This window comes from Acinetobacter sp. LipI_19, assembly GCF_058242925.1.
The window spans coordinates 2404598-2417140 of record NZ_JBZAYK010000001.1; the positions used below are offsets into that span (position 1 = coordinate 2404598).

General features: G+C 38.4%; 10 protein-coding genes and 1 pseudogene. 9 read left to right on the forward strand and 2 right to left on the reverse strand.

The annotated features are described in order from the left end of the window. Positions 1 to 46: 46 nt before the first annotated feature. Together AC4CVF_RS11835 and AC4CVF_RS11840 are read right to left on the reverse strand one after the other, a co-directional pair. Entirely contained in the window at positions 47 to 1120 is a 1074-nt protein-coding gene (locus tag AC4CVF_RS11835) for a Gfo/Idh/MocA family protein (RefSeq protein WP_490789503.1), read from the reverse strand. 160 nt (positions 1121 to 1280) lie between these two features. Continuing rightward, on the reverse strand, positions 1281 to 2201 hold the full coding sequence (locus tag AC4CVF_RS11840; RefSeq protein ID WP_490789504.1) for a LysR family transcriptional regulator: 921 nt from the start codon (positions 2199 to 2201) through the stop codon (positions 1281 to 1283). A 124-nt stretch (positions 2202 to 2325) separates the two neighbouring features. On the opposite strand from AC4CVF_RS11840, the gene AC4CVF_RS11845 reads away from it, so the two are divergent. From AC4CVF_RS11845 to mutS, 9 genes and pseudogenes are all read left to right on the forward strand, one after another. Further along, entirely contained in the window at positions 2326 to 3198 is an 873-nt protein-coding gene (locus tag AC4CVF_RS11845) for an intradiol ring-cleavage dioxygenase (protein ID WP_336954154.1), read from the forward strand. Between the two features lies 1 nt (position 3199). Further along, a complete protein-coding gene (locus AC4CVF_RS11850) occupies positions 3200 to 3883 on the forward strand; it encodes a 3-oxoacid CoA-transferase subunit A (protein WP_490789505.1) in 684 nt (227 codons plus the stop codon). Positions 3884 to 3885: 2 nt separating this feature from the next. Continuing rightward, positions 3886 to 4539: a 3-oxoacid CoA-transferase subunit B gene (locus AC4CVF_RS11855; protein ID WP_336954157.1), complete on the forward strand. Its 654-nt coding sequence runs from the start codon at positions 3886 to 3888 to the stop codon at positions 4537 to 4539. Between the two features lie 13 nt (positions 4540 to 4552). Further along, positions 4553 to 5761, forward strand: coding sequence for a 3-oxoadipyl-CoA thiolase (gene pcaF, locus AC4CVF_RS11860; RefSeq protein ID WP_490789506.1), 1209 nt, complete (start codon positions 4553 to 4555; stop codon positions 5759 to 5761). Between the two features lie 213 nt (positions 5762 to 5974). Next, entirely contained in the window at positions 5975 to 6340 is a 366-nt protein-coding gene (locus AC4CVF_RS11865) for a nuclear transport factor 2 family protein (RefSeq protein ID WP_336954159.1), read from the forward strand. Positions 6341 to 6351: 11 nt separating this feature from the next. Continuing rightward, a complete protein-coding gene (locus AC4CVF_RS11870; protein WP_490789507.1) occupies positions 6352 to 7422 on the forward strand; it encodes a maleylacetate reductase in 1071 nt (356 codons plus the stop codon). Between the two features lie 87 nt (positions 7423 to 7509). Then, positions 7510 to 8691 carry a maltoporin gene (locus AC4CVF_RS11875; RefSeq protein WP_490789508.1) on the forward strand — a complete coding sequence of 394 codons (1182 nt, stop codon included), beginning with the start codon at positions 7510 to 7512 and terminating at the stop codon, positions 8689 to 8691. 86 nt (positions 8692 to 8777) lie between these two features. After that, positions 8778 to 8912: pseudogene (locus tag AC4CVF_RS11880) on the forward strand (IS256 family transposase); the annotation flags it as partial. 912 nt (positions 8913 to 9824) lie between these two features. Then, the gene (mutS, locus tag AC4CVF_RS11885) at positions 9825 to 12479 is read left to right on the forward strand and encodes a DNA mismatch repair protein MutS (RefSeq protein ID WP_490789509.1); all 2655 of its coding nucleotides are present in this window, start codon (positions 9825 to 9827) and stop codon (positions 12477 to 12479) included. Positions 12480 to 12543 lie beyond the last annotated feature (64 nt).

Sequence of the window (12543 nt, forward strand, 5' to 3'; positions counted from 1 at the left end):
GAAATAAAAAAAGACAGCCATGGCTGTCTTTTTTCATACTAATTAATTATAAAAAAACCTCAGTTCCATTATTTCCTGCTGATTCAAATAATTTTGCTAATAGAATAGAAATATTATGTGCTTGCACTGCAGGAACCTGAGAAGGTTTTTTATTTAAATATGAATCAAGAAATGCATTTAATTCACGATCAAAATAAATTGGATTACCAATTTCTGCAATTTCTGGTGAATATTCTGTCTTCTTTGTTGCCCAAATTTCAGGGAAACTTGTTTCATGCCACTCTGTCCAACCTTGTATTGTTCCTTCCACTTTACCTGTTTGGTAAAGCTTATAAGATGAAGGTAATGAACGAGATGACATAATACCTTCTGTTCCGTAAGCAGTCATATCCCAGCTTTCAGTCCAAGGTAATACATCCCAAGACATAAAATCAACGACTACAATTTTATCATCGTAATTTAAAATTGCTCCAGCAGCATCTTCTCGTGCTTCTTCACCTTTGAACCCATCAAATTTGGTAATTCGAGCATTCACAGACTTAGGCATACCAAAATGATGAATAACTCGATCAAATAAGTGGCAACCAATGACAAAAAAAGCACCACCTAAATCACCTGGTTGACGCATATGAGCTGTTTCTGCTTCATTATGTGAACATCCAGCATGCGCACGAACTTGTAAGACTTTACCAATCTTACCTTGCTTTAAACAGTCTTGCATTACATTGATAGAGGGAGCAAAACGCCAACAATACCCAACCTGAACAAAGCCATTATATTTTTCTACAGTATCGACAATGCGTTGAGTATCTTGTACCCCTCGTCCCGCAGGTTTTTCAACTAGAACAGCTTTACCTTTTTCTAAAGCAGCAATAGTCAAATCTGCCATTTCATAGCTTTTAGAATGTACTAAAATAATGTCAATTTCAGGATTGTTCAAAATTTCTTCTTTAGTACGCTCTACTAAATTTAAAGCATCACAGAAAGAACCCAATAACTCACTATCATCTGCGGCACCATATATTTCAACATCATCCCGGCGTTGTAATGCTTTTACACGCCCGGAGGTATGAGGGTGAGTAATCCCTAATAAAGCAACTTTTAATTTCTCTTTCTGCACGATTTAACTCCTGTAAAATCTCGTTAATACTCCTAATGAATGCAAATTAGCTTTTTCTTTTATGTGTATAAAGAGCTTTTAAGGAAAAGATTATTTCATCATTGAAATAATCTCTATTTCAATAGTCCATAATTTAAATAGTATAATTAAAATCAATATATTACTGAATGCTATTCCAATATCTTTCATATTCTTTGTTTTTAAAGTCTTCTATTAAAAAGTCAATAAACAATCGATTTTTGATAGGCATGAATTGACGACTTTGAAATGCGATATTTACAGTAAGTTCAGGTAGCTTCCAGTCTGTTAAGATTGGAATTAATCTCCCCTCTACAATATCTTGATAAATAATATATAAAGGTTGAATCAAAATTCCAGAACCACCTAAAGCAGCAGCCCTCACAATTTGTCCATCATTTGTTTCAAGAATAGGATTTATTGCAAAGTTTTTGATTTCATCTCCTTTTTGAAAACTCAAATTCCTCGGATTATTTGCATGGCTGTATAGTAAAATATCATGACTTTCGAGTTCTTCAATTGATTTTGGTTTACCTCTTTTCTTTATATAATCATAAGATGCTGCAAGAATTCGATGGGTAGTAGCAAGTTTTCTAATTGTTAAATTAGAATCTGGTTCAAACTCTCTAGTACGAATGGCGATATCAATATTACTATCTATAATGTCATAGTAACGATTAGCACCGACTATATTTATTTTTATTTTAGGATATAGCTTATTAAATTTTGGTATTAAAGGCGTAATATGCATAATAGCAAAAGAAATTGATGAGGTAATTGTTACCGTACCTTCAGGTTCAACCTCTGAAGAGGTTATTTCTGCTTCACTTTGATCTAGCTCTGCTAGAAATGACTTACACTTTTTATAATATTCAATTCCAATATTTGTTAAAGCTAATCGTCTTGTACTTCGTTCAATTAATCTTACATTTAAACGGGTTTCTAGTGCAGTAATATGACGCGTTGCTGCGGCATTTGAAATATCCAGTTTCTCTGCAGCTTTATTCAGAGTTCCTAACTCAGCAACTGCCACAAATAATTCCATGCTCGTAAGTCTGTCCATCTACTTCCCTTCTATCATTATTTCCAAAATGAAATAAAGATTTTCCTTTGTACTGTTTTATTACATTTTACGTCAGATTAGCATGAGGTAAATGGAGAAAAGTTACTTTTTTATGGAAAAGCCAATGAAAAATTTAGATGAAAGAACAATCACACAAGCAGTTATAGAACGCAACTCCTTCTCATCCAATGACCGCCTAAAAGATATAATGCATTCCCTTGTAAAACATTTACATTCTTTTGCTCGTGAAGTTGAACTGACCGAAGAAGAATGGGAGATTGGTATTAAATTTTTGACTGATGTCGGGCAAATTTGTAGCCCTACACGTCAAGAATTTATCCTTCTTTCAGATACTTTAGGCCTATCAACCCTAGTGATTGCTCAGAACCATAAAAAACCACAGGGATGTACAGAAGCTACCGTATTCGGCCCCTTTCATGTTCAAAATGCTCCAATTTTAGAATTAGGCTCGAATATAAGTGAAGGTGTTAAGGGTACTCCTTGGTTTGTGAATGGAAAAATTAAAGGTATAAATGGAGAACCTATACCCAACGCAATTATAGAAGTTTGGCAAGCAGATGATGATGGTTATTACGATGTTCAAAAAGAAAATCTAAATACATACCAAGGACGAGCCGTTTTAAAAGCTGATCATGATGGCCATTATCATTTTCAAACAATTGTACCTGAAGCCTATCCAATTCCACATGATGGGCCAGTAGGCAAAATGCTTAAAGCTTTAAATCGACATCCATGGAGACCAGCCCATCTTCATTTTATGATTACATCTCCTGGTTACCAACGCTTAGTTACTCATGTTTTTAAAGAAAATGGAGAATATTTAGATTCTGACGCAGTATTCGGTGTTCGCTCCTCTTTAATTGCTCAATGGATTCGTCATGAAGAAGGATTAGATCCTAATGGACAGTTGCAAAACTCTCCTTTTTACACTTTGGAATTTGATTTTGTTTTAAATAAACAAAAGGTTATTGGATAGAATGATTAACAAGATTAGTGCATCTGTAGAAAATACCTTATCTCAAATCAAAGATGGTGCAACCATTATGATTGGTGGCTTTGGAACAGCAGGACAGCCCGCAGAGCTGATCGATGGGCTGATTGAACTTGGCGTTAAAGATCTGGTGATTGTCAATAACAATGCAGGCAATGGCGATTACGGTCTAGCGAAACTGCTTAAATCAGGTGCAGTCCGTAAAATCATTTGTTCTTTCCCCCGTCAGTCTGACTCTTGGGTATTCGATGAACTCTATCATGCGGGCAAGATCGAACTGGAACTGGTTCCTCAAGGCAATCTCGCCTGTCGTATTCAAGCCGCGGGGATGGGTTTAGGTGCAGTCTTTACCCCAACAGGCTTTGGTACTTTATTGGCAGATGGCAAGGAAACACGTCATATCGATGGCAAAGACTACGTACTTGAATATCCGATTAAAGCAGACTTTGCATTGATTAAAGCACATCAAGGCGACCGTTGGGGCAACTTGGTTTATAACAAATCAGCACGTAACTTTGGTCCAATCATGGCGATGGCTGCAGATGTCACCATTGCACAGGTTTCAGAGGTGGTTGAACTGGGTCAGCTCGATCCTGAGCATATTATTACCCCAGGAATTTTTGTTCAGCATGTGGTTGCAGTTGATGCAGCCAATGGTAATGGAGAATAACAATGAGCTACCAAAAACTAAGCCGTGACCAAATTGCTGAACGTGTTGCCCAAGATATTCCCGATGGTGCATATGTCAATTTAGGTATTGGTTTACCGACCAAGATTTCAAAATACTTGCCAACAGACAAAGATGTATTCCTGCATTCTGAAAATGGTTTATTGGCTTTTGGTCCTCCACCCGCCAAAGGTGAAGAAGATCCTGAGCTGATTAACGCAGGCAAAGAATATGTCACCATGCTAACGGGTGGCTCGTTTTTCCATCACGGTGATTCTTTTGCCATGATGCGTGGTGGACATTTGGATATTGCTGTATTGGGTGCATTCCAAGTGGCGGCCAATGGCGACCTTGCCAATTGGCATACCGGTGCGGCGGATGCGATTCCTGCGGTGGGTGGTGCAATGGATTTGGCTGTAGGGGCCAAGAAAGTCTTTATCACCACAGACCATGTAACCAAGCAAGGTGAACCTAAGATTGTTGAAGAACTGAGCTATCCTGTGACAGGTAAGCATTGTGTTGATCGTATCTATACTGACTTATGCGTGATTGATGTGACCCCAGAGGGTTTAAAAGTGCTTGAAAAAGTTGCAGGTCTGAGCTTTGAAGAATTACAGGCTTTGACGGGTGCCCCATTGATTGACGCGATACCGGCTTAAGGATATAGACAACATGAAAAACGCTTACATCATAGATGCCATCCGTACCCCATTTGGTCGTTATGCCGGTGGTCTTGCGCCAATACGTGCAGATGATCTCGGTGCTATTCCAATTCAAGCATTGATACAACGTAATCCAACAGTAGATTGGCAACAAGTCGATGATGTGATTTATGGCTGTGCCAATCAGGCCGGTGAAGACAACCGTAATGTCGGGCGTATGTCAGCATTATTGGCAGGCTTACCTTATCAAGTGCCAGCCACTACAGTGAACCGTTTATGTGGTTCATCACTGGATGCGATTGCCATGGCAGCTCGCGCCATCAAAGCCAACGAAGCTGATTTAATCATTGCCGGTGGTGTAGAAAGTATGAGCCGTGCGCCCTATGTGATGGGTAAATCGGACAGTGCTTTTGGACGCAGTCAAAAGATTGAAGACACCACTATGGGCTGGCGCTTTATCAATCCAAAGCTCAAAGAATTGTATGGTGTGGACAGCATGCCACAAACTGCTGAAAACGTGGCAGAGCAATTCAATATTAACCGTGCGGATCAAGATCAGTTTGCGCTAAACAGCCAACAACGTACTGCGGCAGCACAAGCTCAAGGTTTTTTCAAAAATGAGATTGTGCCCGTCACTATTCCCCAGCGTAAAGGCGATGCTGTGCTTGTGGATACCGATGAACATCCACGTGCATCAACGACTTTAGCCGCACTGACAAAACTTAAAGGTGTGGTCAAAGCTGATGGCACGGTCACGGCGGGTAATGCATCGGGAATTAATGATGGTGCAGCGGCCTTATTGATTGCTTCAGATGAAGCTGTAGAAAAATACCAATTAAAACCACGTGGGAAAATTATTGCAGCAACCACTGTGGGGGTTGAACCAAGAATTATGGGCTTTGCACCCGCGCCTGCAATCAAGAAACTGCTTAAACAAGCCGATCTTAGTTTAGCGCAAATGGATGTGATTGAGCTAAATGAAGCCTTTGCTGCCCAAGCTTTGGCTGTCACCCGTGATTTAGGTTTGGCAGATGATGATGCACGTGTCAATCCCAATGGTGGCGCGATTGCTTTAGGTCATCCTTTGGGTGCATCAGGTGCCAGACTGGTGACCACTGCCTTAAATCAACTTGAACAGATCAAAGGTAAATATGCCCTATGTTCAATGTGTATCGGTGTCGGGCAAGGGATTGCGTTAGTTATTGAAAAAATTAATTAATTGTAAATAAAAAGTCATATCCTGCTTTATGTAGGATATGACTTTTTATTTAAAAATTTTACAAAGAACAATTCATTATTATCCTACTTGCTAAAATAGAGATTTTTTATTTTTATTCTTCCAATAATGAAAATATATTTTTCTAAATCAGTGTTTTTAAAATAAAAAAAATCGTTAGGATAAAATTATGTTTGATAACGAAATGTAATTAATATGGAAGATATTTTGATTAAACTTCTGGAAGATGAGAGATTTAAATCTATCGTTGAGAAACGATATGAAGATTTTTCGAAATTAGCTCACCCAGATATGATTTATACACATACAAGTGGTGTAACGGATACCAAAGAATCATATTTAAATAAGTTATTTGGAGGGGTTTACGATTACAAATGGATTACCCATCCAATTAATAAAATTAAAGTTTTTGGTGATCTTGCCTTAGTTTTTGGAGAAATGCATTCTGAACTTGTTGCAGGTAGCATTGAGAAAAAACTTCATAATAAATCCTTAGCTGTTTGGAAAAAAGAAAATAACAAATGGTTATTTTATGCTTACCAGCCGACCCCACTACCTTAAGAGAGAAAACTATGAATACTGATTTTATTTATGATATTCCTCAAAACAGAGTCATTTTTGGTGCTGGTTCTATCCAATTTCTTCAAAGAGAGATTGAGCTATTAGGTGCAAAAAAAACTTTAGTCTTGTGCACACCAGAGCAAATTGAATTAGCTGAAAAAATTTCTTCAATTTTAGGGGATGTTTCAGTAGGCATCTATTCGAAAGCTGTAATGCACGTACCCATTGAATCAGCTAAAGAAGCTCGAGAAGTAGCTAAAGAATTGGGCGCCGATTGCGCTATTGCTGTTGGTGGCGGCTCCACAACGGGTTTAGGTAAAGCTATTGCTTTAGAATATGATTTACCTATTTTAGCAATTCCTACTACATATGCTGGTTCCGAAATGACTCCAGTCTATGGAATTACTGAAAATGGTATCAAGAAAACAGGGAAAGATCCTCGCGTCCTTCCTAAAACAGTTATCTATGACCCCGAATTGACACTAACTCTTCCACTAGAAATGTCAATTACTAGTGGAATTAATGCGATTGCACATGCTGCTGAAGGTTTATATGCACAGAATGGTAATCCAATTATGTCACTATTGGCTGAAGAAGGAATACGTGCTTTAGCCGATGGCCTACGTAAATTAAAAAATAATGCTCAGGATGTTGAGGCAAGAAGTTTATGTCTTTATGGAGCATGGTTATGTGGGTATGTCTTAGGTAATGTCGGTATGGCAATTCACCATAAGCTTTGCCATACATTAGGTGGAAGTTTTAACTTACCGCATGCTCCTACACATACTGTTGTACTACCTCACGCTATTTCATATAACGAGAAAGCTGCGCCAGAAGCAATGCAACGTATTAAAAGAGCACTAAATGCTCCTACCGAAAGTACAGCAGCAAAAGCTTTATTTAATCTAATAAAAGACCTTGACGGTCCCCTCTCACTCGCATCATTAGGTTTAACAGAACCAGATTTGGATAAAGCAACGGATATCGCTTTAGCAAATCCATACTGGAACCCAGAACCTATCGAGAAGAATGCGATCCGTCATTTGCTACAAAATGCTTATAACGGAACTAATCCGAATTAAGTAAATCCCCGTGTCATCCCTCTATCCAACCCTACTTAATTTATAAGTGGGGTTAGATAAACTCATGCTTAAAAAAAGGAATTTAAAATGAAAAGAACCCCATGGATTGTTGGAACAACAGTTTTTTTATTATCTCAGATTGCTTCTGCTGCGGATTTTAGCGGCTATTTCCGTACCGGAATGGGGGTAACTGACAATGGAAAGACACAAGAGTGTTTTCAACTCACTGGAGCACCTTCCAAGTATCGTCTTGGTAATGAATGTGAACAATATGGAGAGCTTGCTGCTTCTCAAAATTTATTGACCCTTTCAGACAACTCCAAAATTAATATTAATGCTATGGCAGCATTTTATAACCAATATGGTCAAGCCTTAACATTTAATGGTGAAAATGGTTTTACTCGCTTGCCCCAAATTTATTTAGATTGGACTAATGTTTCCTTTCTAAATGGGGGTAATTTCTGGGCAGGGCGACGTTATTACAATCGTAACGATATCAATATGTCAGATTACTTCTATTGGAACCAAAGTGGTACAGGATTTGGTATTGATGACTATAAAGTGAAAGACTTGTCTTTAAGTTATGTGTTTTCCAGAAAGGATAATTTATTCCAGAAGGAATACATAAACCGACATGATTTTACCGTTAAAGGTATCGAGCTTAATAGTACCAACAAGCTCAATACGGGTTTATCGGTTGTCGACGGAGATCATACAGGTTGGGCATTAACCCTTCAGAATATCACCACTAATGTTCTGAACGGTAAGAATACAGTTGCGCTGCAGTATGGTGAAGGTTCTGGAATGGGGTTAAGTTATACAGGTAATCCTGAGCTTAAACGAGATAACTCCTCACTAAGATTTATCGAAGTTCTGGATTGGGAAACTGACAATAAGAAGTTTAATGGGCAGGCCCAGTTCCTATACCAAAAGGATCAATTCAAAAATCAGGATGATAGCGAATGGTTCTCGATAGGTTCTCGTGTCGCATATGTCATCCAAGATCACTTTAAGATTTCAACAGAAATTGGATTTGATCAGATAGATAATAATAACCGAAACCGTAATTTAACCAAATTGACCTTTGCCCCAACTTGGTCAATGAAAGGAACTGGTTTTTATGACCGACCTGAGTTACGTTTATACTATACCTATGCATTTTGGAATGATAATGAGCAGAAGCTGAGAGATTCACTTTATGTTGATAGCAGTTTTAATAATCTCAGCAATGGTTCTAATTTTGGTATTCAATTAGAGTCATCTTGGTAAATATTAGAACTGAAACTGTTCTAAATTTTGTGTAAGTGCTTAATTTTCATTTATCCTTCAGAGGATAATTACATAAGGTACTTCACATGGCTGAAGCAACAATCAAAAGTATGGCTGCTGAATTGGCTAAAGGTCTAAAAACTCCAAAAGACTTAAACCAAATAACAGCAGCTTTTAAAAAATTCATGATTGAAACTGCAGTCAATACAGAACTTTCAGATCTTGGACTGCTCCCTGCATCCTTCCATTCAGTTGAACAAATCTCACCTCTACTTGCACCAGTCTAAAGAGCTATATGTCATATACTTTTATGATGTTTAGAAAATCCAGATATAGGTAACCAAGCAAGCACCTGTTTAAGTTCGAAATCAGATAATACTCTTGTGCGTTTACTAGAGGTAAGTTTTATTCCCGTTTCCTTTAAACTAGATTTGGCTAGCAAAGCTGGATTAGCAAAACTCTCAGAAAAACAACCTAAACCGATTGCATAATCATAGGCAATGATTAACTCTGATAACCGACGCCCTGCTTGTACCTGAGCTCCACGATCAATAGTTTTTTAATAAAATCGACAATGTCCTTTCTCATTACACGGTCAGCTTGTTTATGACCTAAAACCGTAACTACATCAGCATATAAAGTACGTCTTGTTTCAATTTGTTCTTTGAGTTTTCGTGCCCCAACAAATGATAGGATAGTTACCCAGTGTAATTTTTTTCAATGAATTATCTATTGTGCTCCTATCGCGGTAGACGAAACTTTTCAATCTAGTCTTTCCGCAAATCACTATCAAATCATAATATTCACCAATATCACTCTTTACGGCATTCTCCTCTTCATTTTATCAATAGTACGAGCAGATAATGCCACTTTCTTTTTATTGCTAATTTCCGCACTCATCTTCTGATTCCTTTTTGTGAATCAGCCTCAATTTGTTAAGATGGCGATCGAGAGAGAAATCAATTTGTTTCCTCACACATTGTTGACTCAATTTTGGCACTAATAAAAGTAAACTAAAGCTATGCTTTTTCCTTTACTTAGGTCAGATTTGCACAGAAGTTGTTAGAATTGGTTAGATAGCCAAACTTTCAAAATAAACTTATTTATTATTTAAATTTAGAGATTTAATATACATGAATAGCATGGAAACAATGGCTGACTTATCCTCCCACACTCCAATGATGCAGCAATATCTAAAAGTCAAAATGCAGCATCCACACTCTTTAATGTTCTATCGCATGGGCGATTTTTACGAACTGTTTTTTGACGATGCAAAAAAAGCCGCAAAACTTTTGGGGATTACCCTCACTCATCGTGGTAAAGCCAATGGTGAACCTATTCCAATGGCGGGTGTTCCATACCATGCGGCGGAAGGTTACTTAGCTCGTTTGGTTAAAAAAGGCGAAGCTGTCGTTATCTGTGAGCAGATTGGTGAAGTGACTGGTAAGGGTCCTGTCGAACGCGGTGTGGTACGAATCATTACCCCTGGAACATTGACCGATGATGCCCTCTTAACCGCAACCCAAGCATCTAATCTTGTTGCAATATGCTTTCAACAAAATCAAATTGGGATGGCACTGCTAGATTTAAGTGCGGGTATTTTTAAAGTTCAACAGCAAGATTTCAAGTCTGAGAGCTTGGCAATTGAATTGGCACGTTTAATGCCAAGTGAAATATTGGTGGATGAAGATATTGTTGACCCCAATATTATTGAAGACATTAAAAGACAAATTGAATGTCCAATTACCAAACGGCCAAATGTCGATTTTAATTTAAATAATGCACAAAAAACCTTATGTGACCAATTCTCAGTTTCTACACTTTCTGGTTTTGGTATTGACCACTTACCACTGGCTAAGGCAGCTGCTGCTGCATTGATTCATTATGCCAAAGAAACTCAAAAAACGGCATTACCGCATATCCGCTCAATTAAATTAGAACAAAGCTCGGATTTTATTGCACTTGACCCAGTTACACGCCGCAATTTAGAAATTATTGATCCTTTGTTTGAGCATGGTACGTCACTGTTTAGCTTGATCAATGACTGCCAGACTGCAATGGGTGGACGATTGCTAGCACGTACATTGATGCAACCGATCCGTGATACTCAAATTTTAGATTCACGTTTAGATGCGACAGATACTTTACTCAAAGGCTATCATGAAAGTCCTGTTCGCTTAGTTTTAAAAGAAATTGGGGATATTGAACGTGTTTTGAGTCGCATTGCGCTTGGCAGTGCGCGTCCTCGTGATTTGGTACAGCTTCGTCAAGCTTGTGCACAAATCCCGTTCCTAAGACATGCTATTCGACCTATTCTTGAGACGCAACAATCTAAATTGATCATTCAATTAAATGAAGAATTAGGCGATTTTAATGGGTTACATCAACGATTGCTGTCCGCAATTGTTGAACACCCGCCTGTATTATTACGCGACGGCAATGTAATTGCAGAAGGCTTTGACGCTGAGCTTGATGAATTGCGTAAAATCCGTGATCACGCAGGTCAATTCCTGATTGATTTAGAAATCCAAGAACGAGAAAACACGGGCATCAATACCCTGAAGATTGGTTATAACCGTGTCAGTGGGTACTATATCGAACTTACCCGTGCTCAAGCTGAACAAGCACCTGATCATTACATCCGCCGTCAGACGTTGAAAAATGCCGAACGTTATATCACGCCTGAGTTAAAATCCTTTGAAGATAAAGTTCTTTCAAGTGAATCGCGTGCGCTTGCTCGAGAAAAACTACTCTTTGAAATGTTGTTAGACGAGTTAAGAGCTGATATTGGCAATTTACAAATGATGAGCGCATCAATTGCCCATATCGACTTATTGGCAAACTTTGCTTATCAAGCCCGTTTGAATAATTGGAATCGGCCAGAGTATAGCCCAGAAATCGGGATTAAAATTACAGCAGGTCGTCATCCTGTAGTCGAATCACTCAGTAAAACGCCATTTACCCCCAATGATACCCTACTCGATTTCAATCATCGCATGGCGATCATTACCGGGCCGAATATGGGCGGAAAATCAACCTTTATGCGTCAAACTGCACTCATTAGTTTACTAGCCTATTGTGGCAGTTTCATTCCTGCTAAAACGGCTAAGTTAGGACCGATTGACCGTATATTTACTCGAATTGGCTCTGCTGATGATTTATCTACAGGTAAATCTACCTTTATGGTGGAAATGACAGAAACTTCTCAAATTTTACATCATGCAACCAATCAATCTTTGGTACTTATGGATGAAGTTGGTCGTGGTACAAGTACTTATGATGGGCTATCTCTAGCTTGGGCATGTGTGCTTGATCTGACCAAACGAATCAAATGTCTATGCCTCTTTGCCACGCACTATTTTGAATTAACTGAGCTTTCAAAAGAAGTGGCTATTGATAACTACCATGTGACGGCCAAAGAGTTAAATGGTAATTTGATTCTATTGCATAAAGTGCAACAAGGTCCTGCCAGTCAAAGTCATGGCTTACAAGTTGCTAAACTTGCAGGAATTCCTGCAGGAGTGATTAAAGAAGCCCAAAAGCGGTTAAAGATTTTAGAGAAACAACAACAGCAACAGTTGCAATCCGTTGTGCAAAATGACTTATTTGCTGAAGTTGAAACCGTTGAACCTGAAAAGTTTGAACAAATCATTGAAATTGAAAAAGTCGTCGAAGTTGAAAAGTCATCACCTATACTCGATGCTTTAGCAAATATTGATGTCGATGATTTAACGCCTCGCCAAGCATTTGATCACCTCTATGCATTAAAAGCGGCACTAAATGCATAAGCAATAACAACTACCCAGTCTAAGCAGGTTTAAAATTCCTTTACTTAGACTGGAAATAACTTGA